The sequence below is a fragment of the Haloferax sp. SDI50 genome (assembly GCF_059802635.1).
The window spans coordinates 1987519-2004590 of record NZ_JBPULL010000001.1; the positions used below are offsets into that span (position 1 = coordinate 1987519).

The 17072-nt window shown below is 65.6% G+C and carries 19 protein-coding genes and 1 tRNA gene; 8 read left to right on the top strand and 12 right to left on the bottom strand.

Annotated features, from left to right (window positions below; translation table 11 throughout):
• Positions 1-34: 34 nt before the first annotated feature.
• The 6 genes from ACSR87_RS10450 to ACSR87_RS10475 form a co-directional block, all read right to left on the bottom strand.
• Positions 35-1291, bottom strand: a complete 1257-nt coding sequence (locus ACSR87_RS10450) for an MFS transporter (protein WP_498530421.1) — start codon at positions 1289-1291, stop codon at positions 35-37.
• Positions 1292-2246: 955 nt separating this feature from the next.
• A complete protein-coding gene (locus tag ACSR87_RS10455; RefSeq protein ID WP_498530422.1) occupies positions 2247-3155 on the bottom strand; it encodes a serine/threonine-protein kinase RIO2 in 909 nt (302 codons plus the stop codon).
• A 210-nt stretch (positions 3156-3365) separates the two neighbouring features.
• Positions 3366-4127: an MBL fold metallo-hydrolase gene (locus tag ACSR87_RS10460; protein ID WP_498530423.1), complete on the bottom strand. Its 762-nt coding sequence runs from the start codon at positions 4125-4127 to the stop codon at positions 3366-3368.
• Between the two features lie 79 nt (positions 4128-4206).
• Positions 4207-4974, bottom strand: coding sequence for a helix-turn-helix domain-containing protein (locus ACSR87_RS10465; RefSeq protein ID WP_498530424.1), 768 nt, complete (start codon positions 4972-4974; stop codon positions 4207-4209).
• 146 nt (positions 4975-5120) lie between these two features.
• A complete protein-coding gene (locus tag ACSR87_RS10470) occupies positions 5121-6176 on the bottom strand; it encodes a sensor histidine kinase (protein WP_498530425.1) in 1056 nt (351 codons plus the stop codon).
• Between the two features lie 48 nt (positions 6177-6224).
• The gene (locus ACSR87_RS10475) at positions 6225-6875 is read right to left on the bottom strand and encodes a VOC family protein (RefSeq protein WP_498530426.1); all 651 of its coding nucleotides are present in this window, start codon (positions 6873-6875) and stop codon (positions 6225-6227) included.
• 162 nt (positions 6876-7037) lie between these two features.
• On the opposite strand from ACSR87_RS10475, the gene ACSR87_RS10480 reads away from it, so the two are divergent.
• The 3 genes from ACSR87_RS10480 (at position 7038) to ACSR87_RS10490 (ending at position 9693) form a co-directional block, all read left to right on the top strand.
• Positions 7038-7865, top strand: coding sequence for a lipoate--protein ligase family protein (locus ACSR87_RS10480; protein ID WP_008577309.1), 828 nt, complete (start codon positions 7038-7040; stop codon positions 7863-7865).
• Positions 7866-7919: 54 nt separating this feature from the next.
• Positions 7920-8801 carry a deoxyribonuclease IV gene (locus tag ACSR87_RS10485; protein ID WP_008577310.1) on the top strand — a complete coding sequence of 294 codons (882 nt, stop codon included), beginning with the start codon at positions 7920-7922 and terminating at the stop codon, positions 8799-8801.
• Between the two features lie 94 nt (positions 8802-8895).
• Positions 8896-9693 (top strand): class I SAM-dependent methyltransferase, encoded by a 798-nt coding sequence (locus ACSR87_RS10490; protein ID WP_008577313.1) that lies wholly within the window; start codon positions 8896-8898, stop codon positions 9691-9693.
• A 62-nt stretch (positions 9694-9755) separates the two neighbouring features.
• On the opposite strand, the gene ACSR87_RS10495 is transcribed toward ACSR87_RS10490, so the two are convergent.
• Positions 9756-10394 (bottom strand): NAD(P)-dependent oxidoreductase, encoded by a 639-nt coding sequence (locus ACSR87_RS10495; protein ID WP_008577315.1) that lies wholly within the window; start codon positions 10392-10394, stop codon positions 9756-9758.
• Positions 10395-10544: 150 nt separating this feature from the next.
• Between ACSR87_RS10495 and ACSR87_RS10500 the strand changes: the two genes are divergently transcribed.
• Positions 10545-10892 carry a winged helix-turn-helix transcriptional regulator gene (locus ACSR87_RS10500; protein ID WP_498530427.1) on the top strand — a complete coding sequence of 116 codons (348 nt, stop codon included), beginning with the start codon at positions 10545-10547 and terminating at the stop codon, positions 10890-10892.
• 18 nt (positions 10893-10910) lie between these two features.
• On the opposite strand, the gene ACSR87_RS10505 is transcribed toward ACSR87_RS10500, so the two are convergent.
• Entirely contained in the window at positions 10911-11126 is a 216-nt protein-coding gene (locus tag ACSR87_RS10505) for a zinc ribbon domain-containing protein (RefSeq protein ID WP_004044356.1), read from the bottom strand.
• Between the two features lie 75 nt (positions 11127-11201).
• Between ACSR87_RS10505 and ACSR87_RS10510 the strand changes: the two genes are divergently transcribed.
• The gene (locus tag ACSR87_RS10510; RefSeq protein ID WP_498530428.1) at positions 11202-11483 is read left to right on the top strand and encodes a DUF8143 family protein; all 282 of its coding nucleotides are present in this window, start codon (positions 11202-11204) and stop codon (positions 11481-11483) included.
• A 60-nt stretch (positions 11484-11543) separates the two neighbouring features.
• Here ACSR87_RS10510 and ACSR87_RS10515 read toward each other — a convergent pair whose 3' ends face one another.
• Positions 11544-12191 (bottom strand): DUF7095 family protein, encoded by a 648-nt coding sequence (locus ACSR87_RS10515; protein WP_498530429.1) that lies wholly within the window; start codon positions 12189-12191, stop codon positions 11544-11546.
• A 140-nt stretch (positions 12192-12331) separates the two neighbouring features.
• Here ACSR87_RS10515 and ncsA point away from each other — a divergent pair, with 140 nt between their 5' ends.
• Entirely contained in the window at positions 12332-13297 is a 966-nt protein-coding gene (gene ncsA, locus ACSR87_RS10520) for a tRNA 2-thiolation protein NcsA (RefSeq protein ID WP_498530430.1), read from the top strand.
• A gap of 179 nt (positions 13298-13476) precedes the next feature.
• Here the strand turns inward: ncsA and ftsZ are convergent, their stop codons facing one another.
• The 3 genes from ftsZ to ACSR87_RS10535 all read right to left on the bottom strand — a co-directional run bounded on the left by ftsZ (position 13477) and on the right by ACSR87_RS10535 (position 15673).
• Positions 13477-14679, bottom strand: a complete 1203-nt coding sequence (ftsZ, locus tag ACSR87_RS10525) for a cell division protein FtsZ (protein WP_004044352.1) — start codon at positions 14677-14679, stop codon at positions 13477-13479.
• 2 nt (positions 14680-14681) lie between these two features.
• The gene (gene cdrS, locus ACSR87_RS10530; RefSeq protein ID WP_004973176.1) at positions 14682-14867 is read right to left on the bottom strand and encodes a transcriptional regulator CdrS; all 186 of its coding nucleotides are present in this window, start codon (positions 14865-14867) and stop codon (positions 14682-14684) included.
• A 212-nt stretch (positions 14868-15079) separates the two neighbouring features.
• A complete protein-coding gene (locus tag ACSR87_RS10535; RefSeq protein WP_498530431.1) occupies positions 15080-15673 on the bottom strand; it encodes a double zinc ribbon domain-containing protein in 594 nt (197 codons plus the stop codon).
• A 112-nt stretch (positions 15674-15785) separates the two neighbouring features.
• On the opposite strand from ACSR87_RS10535, the gene ACSR87_RS10540 reads away from it, so the two are divergent.
• Together ACSR87_RS10540 and ACSR87_RS10545 are read left to right on the top strand one after the other, a co-directional pair.
• Positions 15786-15859 (top strand) — tRNA-Tyr (locus ACSR87_RS10540).
• A 206-nt stretch (positions 15860-16065) separates the two neighbouring features.
• A complete protein-coding gene (locus ACSR87_RS10545; RefSeq protein ID WP_008577328.1) occupies positions 16066-17049 on the top strand; it encodes an aldo/keto reductase in 984 nt (327 codons plus the stop codon).
• Positions 17050-17072 lie beyond the last annotated feature (23 nt).

Consider the following 17072-nt stretch of genomic DNA (forward strand, 5'->3'; position numbering starts at 1 on the left):
TGCGGATTTGGCTGTCCCTCACTTCGATGGTGGATTAGGCGGCGTCGGCCGCGTTGGCCGGTTTCTTGACTTGCGTGACGACGAGACCGAGCGCCACGAGCGCCAATCCGCTCCCGACGAAGAACGGGAGTTGGTACGAGATGTCGCCGAGTACTCCCCCAACGAGTGGGCCGCACGCCCGACCGAGTCCGTACGTCGTGGTGATAATCGCGAGCCAACTGCCCGACTCGCCCGCGTTCGCGAGGTCTCCTGCAAACGCCAGCGAGGGTGAGAACGCGATTGCGAGCGCACCCCCCTGTAGGAATCTCGCGGCGACCATCAGCACCGGTGAGGTGATGTACGCCTGAACGAATACGGCAGGGGTGAGCGCCGCCGCGCCCGCGAGAATAAACACACGCCGTCCGAAGCGGTCACTCGCTTTTCCAGCGGGAACCAGTAGGACGATGACCGCAATCATGAGTGCCGCGTACTCTGCGCTGAACATCGCTTGGCTCTGCCCGAGTCGCTGGTTGACCAGCCGTTGAATCGGAACGAACAGGTCGACGGTGACAGAGAGCAGGAACGTCGTCGCACCGAGGGCAAACACCGGGTGGAACAACTGCTGTTGTCCGAACACGTGCAGCGAGAGCGAACTCCGCTCTCTCGACATCTGTTCGTCGGGTTCGGGAACGAAAAGAGCGACGAGCAGAATACTCACCGCCACTACCGACCCGGCGACGACGAACGCGACCGCGAATCGAGAGACCGAAATCGCCCCATCGGAGAGCGGGACGGCGTATGGCCCGCCGGAGAGGATGCCCCCCGCGATGAGTGGACCGACGACGTACCCGGAGAGCCGAACCGCGTTGAACAGGCCGATGTCGCCGCCGCGGTCGCCCGCCTTGGTGAACTCGTTGACGATGGCCATCGACGCTGGGAGCGAGAGCGCAGCACCGAGCCCCTGAACCGCCCGCAGTAGAACGATACCGGGGAACCCACCGACGAACGGATAGAGGAAGTCGGCACCACCGATCAGCGCTAATCCGAGTGCGACAAACCCTTTCCGGTAGGCGAACCAGTCCGAGAGCCGACCGGCGTGCCGTTGGGTTCCGGCGCTTACGAGTGCGTACGTCGAGACGCTGACGCCGACGAGAGTTGCTTCAGTAAATCCGAATTCGAAGATATTGAACGAGAGTGAGACGAATCCACTCGTCAGATATGCCGGTATCAAGACGACGAGGATGCCGTTTCCGATGGTGTCGGCAAACCGCGCGAGTGCGAGGACGAGGATTCGCCTGTCTATGACACCCATAAGTGACAACCAGTTGACTAGTATTTAAATTATTCCTTTCTCTGCCGCGGTTCATCGTAGTGAATCGCCGTCCGGCGGTACGATGTCGGATAGCTTTCCGAACAACACGGACGGTTCGCCGTGAATACGACTCGAGACACGGTTGGGTGCCGAATCGACGAACGGGTCGACCTTACTGCGCACCGTGCCGGGCGTTCGTATCTGTGGCATAATAGTGATACTTCTGAGTGTGGAGAGGTACCTCACCTCCGAACTACCAGACGAGCTAGCTTTGTCACATCTCGTCTTGGCGAGTTCGACGCCGTCGAGTCTCGCCATGATAGTCGCATGGCGGTCGTAGTCGAGAACCCGTGGCCCGGACAGCAACCAGTAGATTGCCGAGTGAGTCCCTCCATTAGCGCCAGCGTCGCCGAGGTCCGTCACGTGGCCGTCCCCGAGTTATTGTGGACTCTCCTTGGACGCCATGGACCGCGACGGTAGCAGTTGGCGTCGAATCACGTTCTGAACGAGCATCCGCAGCAGTATACCCGGCGGGCTTGCGTGTGCTCCGGACCGGAACGGACCGCTCGCTGGGCGATGGTCGACCGCAGACAACTGTACCGCGCTCCTATCCACCGCTGTACAACTATCGTACGGGGAGCGATTCCGTCCGAATTCGCGTTAGGCCACACGCTCTCGGCACTTCCGAACGTATAATCGAGAGTGGCGCGGGGGGGCTACTTCGAAGTGCCCCGGTGAATCTCTCTCCGAGCGACTCAGACGGGGGACAGATGCGCTCGTCGAGACTCTCTGCTCATCGAGTCAGTTCCGGAGGACCTCCGAGACTGAGACGCCGGCTTCCGAATTTCATATCGTAGTATGCCATTTATCTCTCCTACCGAGCGGTGCCCCAGCGAGCGAGACCGGTCGCTGACGCTCGCACGGGTGAAAACGTAGAGTCGCCGACGAAAGGCCCTCAGGCGTAGGTAGTGACGCGCTCGAATTCGCCCTCGGCGATGGCGGCCGACAGCGCGTCGATATCCACGTCGTCGGGCATCTCGCCGGGGTACTTGCGGCGGAAGTAGCCGACGATGTTCTTCGCGTCGCGCGCGAGGAGTTCGCGGGCGTTGTCGTGGTCGGTCGGGACGGCCTGCGGCCAGTCGAAGACCGTGACGCCGCGCTCGCCGACCGCGACGTTGTACTCGGACATGTCGGCGTGGACGTAGCCGGCCGCGTAGGCGTCGGCCATCTCGGAGAGAATCAAATCGAGGACGCCCGTCACCTGCTCGGATTCGAGCTTCGCCTTGGCGAGTTCGACGCCGTCGAGTTTCGCCATGATAATCGCGTGGCGGTTGTGGTCGACGGGACGCGGCACCGACACCTCCGGAAAGAGGGTTTCGAGCGCTTCGTACTCGCGTTCGGCCGCCTTGCGCGCGGTGTAGAGCCACGAGACGTGGTGGTTCTCGGAGGTGTAGTCGCGCTCGCGGCGCACCTCGCGAAAGTTGGTGTACCCCTCGCGGTGGAACTTCAGCGCGAGCGGTTTGAACGACTGCACCTCGAACACGTCGCTTTCCTTGCCGACGCCGAGGGGCGCGCCGAACCCCTGAATGGTGTCTCGCTGGGCGAACGTCCGGAGGGCGAGCGCGTCGTACCCCTCGACCGTGAGCTTGTACCCCTCGTACTGGATGGTCTTGCGCTCGATGAGCTCGCGGGTCATACAGCGGTCGATGCGGTAGTCGACCTCCTCGGCGGTCAGCCCCGAGTTCTTCGGGAGCTTCCCCCGGTTGACCCACTCGCTGAAGCGCATGCCCTGCTCGACGCCCGAGAGGAGATAGAAGTCCTCGGGTTCGAGTTCGGCCATGACGCCGGCGACGTTCCGTACCATGCACGTCCGTGCGTCGGCGAGGCGTAAAAGGCCCGCGAGTCGGCGCACGTCGCCCATGATAAATTGCATGTGACGATACGAAATCGGGCGTGACGACTCACGCAGTTTCGGAGGGCGGTGTGGACGCCGGAGCCCCCGTCAGAACTGACTGGAGGAGTTGCTACGCACAGTGCCTACCTACCGTTCCGTAGTCGCCCCGTGGAGCTGCCGTTACAGAGATACCTGCTCACCGTCTTCGGGGACGAGGACGTTCTCGGTTTCCGCTCGCAGTTCCTCACGGGAGAGCAGACAGTGGTTGATGGCTTCCATATGGACGACTGCCACGGTCGCAGCCGTGGCCTCCCGGACGGCCGCGATGTCTTCGACGCCCATCGTGATTGGTTCGCCCTGGTCGAACTGTGCTTCCCCACCGTTGAGGACGACCATCTCGGGTTCGAACCGGTCGAGCACTTCCGCTACTGGGTCGTACCAGATGGTGTCCCCGGCGACGTACAGCGATTTCTCGCCCTCGAAGACGAACCCGGAGACTGGACCCATCCCTTCGGCGAGTTCGCCGTGGCCGTGCTGTCCCGGCGTCCGGTGGATCGTCACCCCGTCGAACGACGTCTCGTCCTCGACGGGTCGCACGTCGGTGAAGCCCTCGTCGCTGAACGCGTCTGCGTCCTCGGGTTGACAGAACAGCGGCACGTCCGCATCGAGTTTCTCTCTGGCTGCCTCGTCCCAGTGGTCGGGGTGGCGATGCGTGACGACCACGGCGTCGTAGTCGAGTTCGACGTCCGGGAGCGGCACTAACGGATTTCGCTTCTGGTTCGCCGTCGTGAGGAACTCGGGCACCGCCGGATTGTCCGTCACCGTCGGCATCTCGCCCTGCGGCGTGAACATGGGGTCAACGAGGAACGTGGTGTCATCGACCGTCGCAAGCACCGTCGCGTTTCGCACGAGTCGTACGCGAATCTCGGAGTCGTTTGTCATACGCACCTTGCTTGGGGAGTTGACCGGTTACGATTTGTTCTGAAATATTCCAACTCCCTCGATTCGGGCGTGGTGGCAACTACTCGATGAACTCAACGTCCCCGAGGTCGAGGGACGTGTCGATATCGACGGTCATCGAGTCGGCGGCGAACTGTTCGGCAAGCCACGCCTCGGCCCGGTTGAGTCGGTACTGGAGCGTGGAACTCGGCACGTCGATCTCCTCGGCGATCTCGCTGACCGAGGCCTTCCGAGGTTCTTCGTAGTAGCCGCGAGTGAGCGCGGCTTCCAGTGCTGTCTTTTGCGCTGTCGTAAGGTCGTGCTGTGTCCGTCCATCTTCGAGCAGACAGGGGGGTTCGCCGAGTCGTTCAACAGTCAGCGAAAGTCCGTCGCGGAGATTCGCTCGAACGTCGTCGTGTAAGGTTCCGAGCGAGCCGTCGACGAGGAGGTGCCAGCGGAACTGGTCTCCGTGGCGTTCCGACCGCATTATCACACCCTCACCGAGGTGGTTCGCGGCGGCGATCGGGAGTGACCGCGGGCCGTCACCTTCCCGCTGGAGCGAGTAGATTTTCCGTGATTCCGGGTTCGACGAGAGCATCTCGTACCTGTACTTGGTGACCGGTGCGCCGCACATCCCGACCAAACTCGACTCTTGGGCGACCCGTTGGAGGCGCTCGTCGTATTCGTCGAGGACGGACGGTGTGCCGACGAGCTTCTCGACGCCCCATACCGCCTCGCTGGTCGCTTGCACCTGCATCGACCGCGCGTACAAATCGGGTGACTCGATGAAGACGTCCATCAGTGGGTCGGCCCCTCGCTCGTACTCGATGGTGAACACGACCTCGCGCATTGTGGGATAATTCCGCTCGGTGGGTATAACCGCTCGGCTCCTATCCCAGAAACGCGCTCCAGATTGGGAGTCCGTCTCCGAGCGCCCGGTTCAATCGGCGAAACCGCGCGAAAAATCACTATCTCCCCGCCTCTGAGGCTGTGGGCTCAGGCCGCGTCGAGGTGGAACTCGACGACTGCGCCCTCCCCGTCGTCGGTCTCCGGGAGTCGGAGTTCGCCGCCGTAGGCCTCCGCGATCCACTTCGAGAGCCAGAGGCCCAGCCCGTTGCCGTGGGCGAGGTCGCTCTCTTCGACGTTCTGCTCGATGAGTTCGCGCTGGTGGTCGGGGATGCCGGGGCCGTCGTCCGCGATTCGCACGACGACCTCGTTTCCGACGCGCTCGTACGCGATTTCGACCGTCGGGGCACTCCCGGCGTGTTCGAGGGCGTTATCGACGATTTCGCGGAACGCGATTTGCAGCTTCTTCCCGCCGACGACCGCCGCGGAACCGTCGCCGCGGACGGTGATTGTCGCCTCCGGGTTGGCCGCCGAGCGGTCGTCGACGAGCGGGTCGAGGAGTTCGCGCAGGTCGACCGTCTCGCCTTCGGGGTCGTTGTCGACGAGTTGGGCGACGGTCTTCACTTGGTCGCTCATCGTTCCGAGGTCGTCGCCGGTCGCTTTCAGCCGCTGGCCGATGCGGACGGTCTCGTCGTCGCCGCCGTCGGTGGCGAGTCGGTCACCCCAGCCGAGGAGCAACTGCGCGGTGTGCCGGAGGTTGTGGCGGACGAGGCGGTTGATGACCGCGGAGCGTTTGTACTGCTCCGAGAGCTCGCGGGTCCGAATCCGGCGCACGTCGTTGAGGCCGATGAGGACGTGCGCGACGGCGCTCACGCCGACGACCACGGCGGCGCTGAAAAGCGGCTCGCTGACCGTCCCGCCCGCGGCCCGCTGGTAGCTCCCGATGAGCGCGAGGACGAACACGGTGACGACGACGCCGAGGAGGTTCCAGCCGGCGACGCGGGCGACGTGATCGGTCTTGAGGTCGCTTCGGTAGACGACGGGGCCGCCGGCGACGAAGAGCACGGAGATGATGAGGCCGAAGGCCGCGGCGACGAGGCCGGCGAGGTCGGATGCGACCGAGGCGACGCTGTTCGAGACGACGGCGAACAGGGCTACCCCGGTGAGACTGAGCGACCCCGCGCTGACGAGACGAGAGACGTTCACGGTTCGTTGACTCTCCTAATACTAATAACGCTTCTCTGAAACGAGTTGTCACTCGGCGTTGACGCGGTAGGGAAGCCCCTCGGGGTCGAAAACGCCGTCGGCGTCGCACTGCGCGGACACCGGACCGACGGTCGCCTCGCTGTCGGTCGGATACCACGGGCGGCCGACCGGCGAGACGACGAATCGGGCGTCTCGGTCGCCGACGAACACGAGGTCGCCGCCCTCGAACGACTCCAGCGGTTCGATGCCGAGCGCCTCGGTCAGAGACGCCACGAACGACGCCACGTCGGGGACGGCCATCCCGACCTCGGTCGCGCCGCGGAGGTCGGTCGCCGGGTCGAACTCCCCGGTCGCGTCGCCGTCGTAACAGACGTACTCGATGACGTTGCCCTCCGGATCCTCGACGTAGACGGAGTCACAGCCGAGGAAGTCGAACCGGACGCTCGGCCCCTCGTCGGTGTCGAGCACGTCCACGCCCGCTTGGTCGTCCAGCCACGCGACCACGGAGTCAACCGCGGCGGCGACGGTGAACGCGAGGTGGCCGGGGTCGGCGTCGCCGAGTTCGAACCACAGGGTCGTCTCCCCGGCGGTCGCAGCGCGCTGCGACCCGGGAACGGCCGCGAAGCCGAGCGTCTCGACGTAGAACTCACACAGCGAGATGGGGTCTGTCGCGGCGAGGGCGACGCGGGTGAACTTCATGGTCCCACGTCATCGCGGCGCGGTTTAACGGAATCGCTCGCGTCGGCCGCGCCGGCCGCGTCGGCGGGCGGGCGCTCGGCGGAGGACCGTCGCGGCGACGCCGGGTGACGCGCGGCGGCCGAGCGTCGAAATCGCTTTCCCCCGGATGGACGAAGCCGACGTATGAACGACGCGCAGGGGTCGATTGCCGACCGCGAGTGGCGGGTGATTCGCGAGGAGGTCCGACCGGGGCCGATGCAGATGGCGCTCGACGAGGTCGCGGGCGAGACGGCCGCGGCGGGCGGCCCTCGGACCGTCCGCGTCTACTCGTGGGAGCCGAGTTGCCTCTCGCTGGGCTACGGACAGGACCCCGAGACGGTCGATTGGGACTACTGCGACCGCGAGGGAATCGACGTGACCCGCCGACAGACCGGCGGCGGCGGCATCTACCACGACCGCCGCGGCGACGTGGCCTACTCCATCGCCGCGCCGAAATCGGAGCTCCCGGGCGACCTCATGGACTGCTATCACCTGCTGTGCGAGCCGATTCTGGACGCGATTCGCGCGGTCGGCGTGGACGTGAACTTCGTCGACGACGACGTGCCCGTCATCTGGCACCCCGCGTGCTATCTGCGGGCGCTCCACCCCGCCCACGACATGGTCGCCGCGGGTCGGAAGGTCGCGGGCAACGCCCAGTACCGCCGCCGCGACGCCGTCGTCCAACACGGCTCGCTCACCTACTCGGTCGACGCCGAGACCCACCTCGGCGTGTTCGAGGGCCACGACGTGACGCCCGAGGCGTTCCGCGAGCGCGTCGTCGGCATCGACGAACTCGCAGACGCCTCCCGCGAGGCGTTCGTCGCGGCGCTGACCGAGTCGCTCTCGGAGTTCGTCGACGCCGAGGAGGGCGCGTGGACCGGCGGCGAACTCGACCGCGCGCGCGAGAAAGTCGACGAGAAGTACCGCGCCGACGACTGGGTGCGCCGCCGGCCGGGGTCGCGGTCCGACTGAGCGGCCGCCGACAACTCCGAAGTCCCTTTGTTCGGGTACCCCGTCGGACTCCGCATGCACGTCGGCGCACACGTCTCGATGTCCAGTTCGAAGGTCTCGTCCGACGACGAGACGCCACCGCACGGTAACGTCGCCAACGCCGTCTTCCGGCAGGTCGCCTTCGGCGGCAACTGCGGGCAGATTTTCACCACCTCGCCGCAGGTGTGGCGCGACCCCGACATCTCCGACGAGGAGGCCGAACTGTTCCGCGAGCAGACCGCCGACGAACTGTCGGGGCCGTGGGTCATCCACTCGTCGTACCTCGTCAACCTCTGTACGCCCAAAGACGGCCTCCGGCAGAAGTCGCTGGACTCGATGCAGACGGAGGTCGACATGGCCGACAAACTCGGCATCGAGTACGTGAACGTCCACCTCGGAGCCCACACCGGCGCGGGCGAACAGCGGGGTCTCGACAACGCCGTCTCCGTCCTCGACGACCTCGACATCCCCGACGGCGTCACCGTCCTCATCGAGTCCGACGCGGGGTCGGGCACGAAGATGGGCGACGACTTCGCCCACCTCGGCTACGTCCTCGAGGAGTCCGAACAGGACCTCGACGTCTGTCTCGACACCGCCCACGCGTTCGCCGCGGGCTACGACCTCTCGACGGCGGCGGGCGTCGACGAGACGTTCGAGGAACTCGACGCCGAGGTCGGTCTGGAGCACCTCAAGTGCGTCCACCTCAACGACTCGAAACACGAGTGCGGGACGAACAAGGACGAACACGCCCTCATCGGCGAGGGCCTCATCGGCGAGGAAGGCATGCGCGCGTTCATCAACCACGACGCCGTCGTCGACGACGACGTGCCGCTCGTCTTGGAGACGCCCACCGAGGACGGCAAGGGCTTCGCGTGGAACATCGACCGCGTCCGCGAACTCCGCGCCGACGCGGAGTAAGACGCCGAACGGGGGTCGGGACCCAGCGGCCGTCGCTAAGCCCCCGCATCGACCGTTTCGACTGTTTTTTGGGTCGCCGCGCCCGACTCCGCGTGTGCGACGTTTCTCCGAATCGTACCTCCGGCGGACGCGAGACGGCATGTGGGACGACTCCCGCGCGGCCCTCGCGGACCTCGACCTCGGCGGGCGGACCCGCATCCTCGACGTGGGCTGCGGGACCGGCGAGTTCACGCGCGTCCTCGCGGAGGCCGCCGACGCCCGCGTCGTCGGCGTCGACGCCGACACCGACCTGCTTTCTGTCGCCGCCGACCGCGCCGGCATCGAGACGGTCGCCGGCGACGCGACCCGACTTCCCTTCGCGGACGACAGCTTCGATTTGGTCGTCTGTCAGGCGCTCCTCGTGAACCTCCCCGAGCCGACGGCCGCGCTCAGCGAGTTCGCCCGCGTCTCGTCGGACCTCGTGGCGACGGTCGAACCCGACAACGCCGCCGTCGGCGTCGACTCGACCGTCGAATCCGAGGCCGCGCTCGACCGCCGCGTCAGAGACGCCTTCCGCGACGGCGTGGCGACCGACGTGGCGCTCGGCGCCCGCGTCCGTGGGCTGTTCGACGACGCCGGCCTGTCGGTCGTCGGGACCCGCCGATACCACCACCGCAAACTGACCGAGCCGCCGTACGACGACCACGACGTGCGGAACGCGGCCAAGAAAGCGACCGGCGAGGGGTTGGACCGCCACGAGGCCGACCTCCGCCGGGGACTCGACGACGACTCCTACGAGTCCGTCCGCCGCGAGTGGCGCGAGATGGGCCGCGAGGTCGTCCAGCAGATTCGAGACGGCGAGTACCGTCGGGCCGAGGTCGTCCCGTTCGATGTGACGACTGGGCGGGTGTAGTTCGGGTCGCCGACGGGCTGAATCGATGGCCGAGTTGCCGGCCGAAAAACGAGACCGTCCGTTCAGTAGCCGACCGCGAGCTGCTCGTGAACCGCGTCGCCGCTCTCCAGTTCGTCCGCGAAGGCGATTGCGAAGTCCTCCATGGAGATGCGGCTCTCGCCGTCCTCGTCGGCGACGAGTTCGCCGCGGGCGGTCCGGAACTCGCCGGTCCGCTCGCCGGGTTCGATGAGCGCCGCGGGCGCGACGTAGGTCCATCGCAGGTCGTCGGCGTCTTCGAGCAGGCCGTACGCCTCGATGGCGGCGCTGGCGACGGGCTTCCACTCGTCGGGGAACTCCGGCGAGTCGATGAGTCGGGTGTCGGGGCCGACGTTCAGGATGCCCGCGCCACCGGTCCAGACGAGGCGGTCGACCGAGGCGCGGCGCATCCCGTCGACCACGGCGTCGAGCATCTCGACGAGGACATCGGGCGACTCGTCGTCGCTCGGGCCGAGCGCGGAGGCGACCGCGTCGTGGCCCGCGGCGAGTCGCGCGAGTTGGTCGGCGTCGGTCGCGTCGCCGGCGACCGCCGAGAAGTCGGGGTCGTCGACGCCGTCGATTTCGCCGCTTCGGGAGACGCCGGTCACCGCGTGGCCGCGGTTCAGGAGTTCGTTGGCGATTCGCGTGCCGATTCGGCCGCTCGCACCGAGGAGGAGTACGTTCATGATGGGTGTGTTGTGGGGCGTGTTGTCGGTCGTGTCGTGAGTGTGTTCGCCGCTCGATTCGCCGCGACGATGCGGTCACATCGTCATACTTGGTCAACGAGAGTGAGTTTAATATAGCTAAGCGAACCTCGGTGTGAGTAGGTCACGTCGATGTCACCGCACCAGAACCTCGAAGCGAAGTACGAACAGTGTCCGGTCATCAAGACGCTCGAAGAGATCGGCTCGCGGTGGCGGATGACGGTCATCCACGTACTGCGCGAGGGCGACCTCCGATTCAACGAACTCAAGCGCGCGACGGGCGCGAACTCGCAGACGCTCTCGCGCGTGCTGGACGACCTCCAAGAGTTGGGCTACGTCGAGCGGGAGGTCGAAGACGGCAGTCCAATCGCGGTGTACTACTCGCTCACGCAGAAAGGCGCGGAACTGCTCCCGGCGTTCGACGACATCTCCGAGTGGGGCGAAAAATGGATGTCGGAAGACGGCGGCGCGGAGTCGTAACCGACTGCGCGCGGGCGCTCAGCCGAGAAACAGGTCGACGAAGTTCCCGCTCGACTGACCGCGGTAGAGTTCGGAGTAGCCGCAGTTTGCACACGAGACGACGGTGAACTGTCGGTTCTGGATGTCGAACATCTTCGAGAGGCCGCCTCCCGTGGTAGCGATTGAGTCGATTTCGGTCTCGGAGTGGCCGCATTTCGGACAGCCGTCGCGGTCGGCGCTTGGTGGAGGGCTCATGTTGAACCGTTGAACTACCTCGATGAAAAGTGTACCTCCGAAACGACTTCGGTTTTCGCGCCCGCGAGTGAACGTATGCCCGCCGGTGGTCTCGTCGTCTTCCTCTTCGTCATCCTCAGCATCGGTGCCGCAATCGCCCTCTACGCCGCGATTCGAGACGAGACGCGCGACCCGCCGACGATGAGCCGCGAGGAGGCGGAGCGTCGCGCCCGCGACGAGGGGCGGCGCTACAACGAACAACGCGGCCGAGGGACCGACCGACGCCCGAGCGGAGGCGGCCGCGACGACGAGTTCGGCCGCGAAGCCGACCGCACCGACGACCGCGGCCGCAGTCGCGACGGCGACCGCGACTGGTAGCCGGTCGGCTCTGACTCGGTTTCGACTTCGAGTCGCCGCGGCCTCGACTCGACTCCGGCCTCAGACCACGTCGCCGCGGACCGACGTGCCGGTCTGTTCGGCCCGGTAGGCTCGCATCGCCTCGACGGCCGTCTCGGCCTCGTCGCCCTCCAGACCGAGCATCTCCAGCGCGCCCGAGAGCGTCGGGAAGGCGAACTCGCCGTTTCGGAGTTTCGACATCGCGTCCGGCGAGCGCTGGCCGTCGGCGTAGAGGCAGACGCCGCGGGGGTCGAGAATCTGCTCGTAGGCCTCGCGTTCGACCGCACCTTTCAGCCGCTGGGTGACGTTGTCCTCGAAGGAGGCGTTGCACACTTCGAGGTGGACCGGCTCGTCGTCGTCGGGGAGCAGGTGGGCGGCGAGACACTTCTCGGGGGCGGCGTAGCCGTTCGAGTTCGCCCGCAGCAGGTCGGGGTGCTCGCGCGCCCACTCGGCGCGGACGCTCTTGCCGACGCCCTTCACGCCGTGAGACCGCTCGAACGACTCGGCCGCATCGGGGTCGCCGCGGAGGAGGATGTCTTTCGTCACGTACACGTCGAGCCGGTCGAGGGGGTCGAGGCCGAGCGCCACGTCGCCGTAGACCCACACCTCGCGGACCGGGACGGGGAGCGTCTCGGACTCGGCGGCGTCGACGACGGCGTCGACGCGGTCGAGGGCGGCGTCTCTGTCCATCGACTGTCCGTGAGGGTTGGAGGGTCAAACCGATTGCGACCGAGCGTGACCGAGTGCGGTCGAGCCGCCGGGCGCGCGAGCGACGCCGCGGTCGCCCCGAGGCGAAACCCGTATCCCTTCCGCCGGGCAAGCGACCGGCAATGGAGTGCGACAAGTGCGGCCGCGACGCGGTGATGCACGCGGCCTACTCCGGGGCCCACCTCTGCGACGACCACTTCTGCGCCTCGGTCGAGAAACGCGTGCGCCGCCGCATCCGCGAGGACAACATGCTCCCCCGAGAGGCCAGTCCCGAGAACCCACAGACGTGGGTTATCGGGCTGTCCGGCGGCAAAGACAGCGTCGTCCTCACACACATCCTCGACGACACGTTCGGGCGCGACCCGCGCATCGAACTCGTCGCCCTCACCATCCACGAGGGCATCGAGGGCTACCGCGACAAGTCCGTCGACGCCTGCGTCGAACTCGCGGAGGACCTCGACATCCACCACGAACTGGTCACCTACGAGGACGAGTTCGGCGTCCAGATGGACGACGTGGTCGAGAAGGACCCCGAGAACATGGCCGCCTGCGCCTACTGCGGGGTGTTCCGCCGCGACCTGCTCGAACGCTTCGCCGACGAGCTCGGCGCGGACAAACTGCTCACGGGCCACAACCTCGACGACGAGGCGCAGACGGCGCTCATGAACTTCTTCGAGGGCGACCTCAAGCAGGTCGCAAAGCATTTCGACGCCAGCATCGGCGACTTCGAAAAGCGTCGCGACGCCGGCGAGTTCATCCCGCGGGCCAAGCCGCTGCGCGACGTGCCCGAAAAGGAAGTCGCGCTCTACGCCCACCTGAAGGACCTGCCCGCACACATCACCGAGTGTCCGCACTCTTCTGAGGCCTACCGCGGCGAGATTCAGCAGTTGCTGTTGAAACTCGAAGAGAACCACCCCGGCACCCGACATTCCATCATGGCGGGCTACGAGGAGTTGGCCGAACTGACCGCCCGCGAGTACCGCGGCGAGGGTCGCGTCGACCTCAACGACTGCGAGCGCTGCGGGTCGAAAACCGCCGGCGACGTCTGTCGGAAGTGCCGGCTCATCGAGTCGATAGAAGCGGTCTGAGCGGCTACGGAACGACACGGAACTCGTTTTCTGACGCGTCTTACGGGTCGGACAGAACCGGGTGCGGTCGCGTCGACCGAATCGGCGGCGACGCTCGCGGTCGAAGAAATCCACGTCAGCGAAAAAGAACCCACGAAACCCGACGGGCGCGGCGGCGTCCGCGCGGGTCAGACAGGGCGTTACCGGATGACGTCGAGACCGTTGTTCTTCTCGACTTCGTCGCGGCCGCCGTCGGACCACGTGCCGCTCTGGGCCGTCTGGGCTCGCTCCGAGCTATCGAACTCCGAACCCGAGTGCTGCTGTTGTGACTCTCGGGACTGGATGCTCTGACGCGATTTGTCGGCCTGCTTCTGGGTCGAGGGGCCGAGCACCTGCGCGGACTGGACGCCCGTCATGATGGCCATGACGCGGACTTTCCCCTTGTACTCGTCCTGGATGCGAGCGCCCCAGATGACGTTCGCGGCGGCTTCCAGCCGTTCGGTGATGTTGCTCGCGATTCCCTCGGCCTCCTTCAGCGTGAGGTCGGGGCCGCCCGTGATGTGGACGAGGCCACCGGACGCACCGCGGTAGTCCACGTCGAGAAGCGGGTGGTTCATCGCGTCGTTGACCACCTCTTGGGTCTTGTTTTTGTCTTGGGTCTCGCCGACGAGCATCACCGCGACGCCGCCCTGATTCATGATGGTCGACATGTCGGCGTAGTCGAGGTTGATGAGGGACGGCTGCGTGATGGTCTCCGAGATGCCCTTGACGGTCTCGGCGATAATCTGGTCCATGACCGAGAACGCCTTGCCGATGGGCAGGTTCGGGACGTAATCGAGGAGGCGGTTGTTGTCCAGCACGATGATGGAGTCGGCCTCGTTGCGGAGGTTTTCGAGTCCCTCCTCGGCCTTGACCGTGCGGGCGCGCTCGACGTTGAACGGGGTCGAGACCATGCCCACGACGATTGCGCCCTGCTCCTTTGCGATCTTCGCGACGACGGGGGCCGCACCGGTCCCGGTACCACCACCCATCCCCGCGGTGACGAACACGAGGTCGGCGTCGCCGAGCACGTCTTTGATCGTGCCCTGTGCCATCTCGGTCGCGCGCTCACCCATCGACGGGTCACCACCGGCGCCGAGACCCTGCGTCAGGGACTTCCCGACGAGGATTTTCGTGTCCGCTTCGATCATCTTCAGGTGCTGCTTGTCGGTGTTGATGGCGACCGTGTCGGCCCCCTCGACACCGATGTTGTACAGGCGGTTGATGGTGTTGTTGCCAGCACCACCGGCACCGACGATGACGATTCGCGGGTCACCGAACTGGTCGTCGCTGTCTTCGAGCGACGACTGCGTCTGACGCTCGGCCTCGTCCCGTTCCATCGCCTCGCGAACGATATCCTGCATAGTTACACCTTTGCCCAGCCGCGCTTGCTGGTAGATTCGCGCTGTCGCTTGTCGGTCGTCTGTTCATTGAGCATATCGCGAACGGCGGAACGGATGGCTTCGGATCGGTTCGGGAACTCTCCCGTCTCGACCATCCGCTCGACCTCCTCGATTTGCTGCTTCGGAATTCGTAGTGTCACACGCTCCATGTTTACATTCCCCCGGTAAGACGGCGCGCCGCACTCGTGTGCGAGTGTCTTACACCCGAAAACCGACGGACGACGCCGGGATACGGGCCGCCGTTGGGTGGCTGTAAGACAACCGTCTTACGCGATAATCACCACAGAGGGATAGAATATAAATGTAACGGCGGTTGTAAGACAGCGGCTGAATATCCCGTATAGGGGGCTTTAATCGCCGGTTATGCCTGTTCCAGAACGTCGGCCGCGGGCGTCCGGCGGCCGCAGTCGGGGCAGAACGCCCAGTCGGAGCGGAGCTCGTCGCCACACTCGCAGAACACACGGTGGGACGTCTTTTCACCGCAGTTCGGGCAGTAAACATGGTCTGGACCCATGGATTCGCCACATTGGTCACAGGTCGTGTCAGGGTCGTCCGCGTCGCCGGACACCAGTTCGTCCCGTGTCTTACGAACCGTACTCGGGGTCGATTCGGTGTCGACACCCGCGTTTACGCGAGATTCGCCGTTCGAACCATCGACGTTGATGTTAACGTTCAGGTCCGAGGGCGTCGGACGCTCGGACTCGCGGGCCGCCGCGGCTTCCTCGACGAGCGACGGGAGCCGTTCGTCCAGTCGCTCGTCGACGAGTTCCTCGACCCGCGCGGAGAGCGCGCCGTCGAGACCGGCGGTGTCGTCCGCATCGTCCGCGTCGTCGTCACGTTCCAGTTCGTCGAGATACTGGCGGAGAGCCTCGCGCATCACCTCGCTTTTCGAGGTGTCGAGGCGGTCCAAGCGCTCGACGAGGGCGTCGTCGGCGCGGAACGTGATTTTACTCATTACTCCGGAATTATCTCGGCGGCATATCAATGTTCGCACCTGTCTGACACACAGCACACGCGGCGGCGAGAATGATAATGGTTAAACGCGTCGACCGGATACGAATCGGTGACCGCTCTTAGCTCAGCCTGGCAGAGCAGCCGACTGTAGATCGGCTTGTCCCCCGTTCAAATCGGGGAGAGCGGACTTTTGCTTGCAAAATCCGTCGAACCGATTTGAGCAGCGAGCACGCGCAGCGTTGCGAGTGAGTTCAAATCGGGGAGCGCGGACTGTCGTCGAGGTGGGACACCACGCTCGTTTTCGATTTCCCGCCACCGAATCCCACACGAACAATCGGAGTATATCTCGCCGCGACCCCGTGATTTACCCCCGTCTGTTCGGAAGCAAACGGCATGGATTCTCGACCGCTCGGCACGACCGGATTCGACGTTTCCGAAATCGCGCTGGGGACGTGGCAGCTCGGCGGAAGTTGGGGCTCGGTGACCGACGACGAGGCGTACGACGCCATCGAGGCGGCGCTCGACGCGGGCATCGACTTCCTCGACACCGCGGACGTGTACGGCGACGGCGACAGCGAGCGCCGCATCGGTGACGTGCTCGCGGACCGCGACGACGACGTCACCGTCGCCACCAAGGCGGGGCGGCGGCTCGACCCCCACGAGGCCGACGGCTACAACCGCGAGAACCTCGAACGGTTCGTGGACCGGAGCCGGGACAACCTCGGCGTCGACTCGCTCGACCTCGTCCAACTTCATTGCCCGCCGCGAGAGGTGTACTACCAGCCCGAGGTGTTCGATGCCCTGTCGGACCTCCGCGACGCCGGGAAAATCGACCACTACGGCGTGAGCGTCGAGAAGGTCGAAGAGGGGCTCAAGGCCATCGAATACGACGGCGTGGAGACGGTGCAGATAATCTTCAACCCGCTTCGACAGCGACCTGCGGAGCTGTTCTTCCGGGAGGCGAAGCGCCGGAACGTCGGCGTTATCGTCCGCGTCCCGCTCGCGTCGGGGCTGCTCACCGGAGCCCTATCCGCAGACGCAGAGTTTGCCGAGAACGACCACCGGAACTTCAACCGACACGGCGAGGCGTTCGACGTGGGCGAGACGTTCGCCGGAATCCCGTTCGAAGACGGTCTCGAAGCCGCGGATTCGATACAGGAGGTCGTTCCCGAGGGCGTCTCGCTCGCGCAGTTCACGCTCCGCTGGATTCTCTCGTTCGACGCCGTGAGCACCGTCATTCCCGGGTCGAAGACGCCGGAACACATCCGCGACAACGTCGCCGCGGCGTCGCTCCCACCGCTGTCGGCAGACCAGTTCGAGCGCGTCGAAGAAGCATACAACGCGTACGCGCGAGAACACGTCCACCATCGGTGGTGAGTGACCCCGCGGGCGAACCCCCC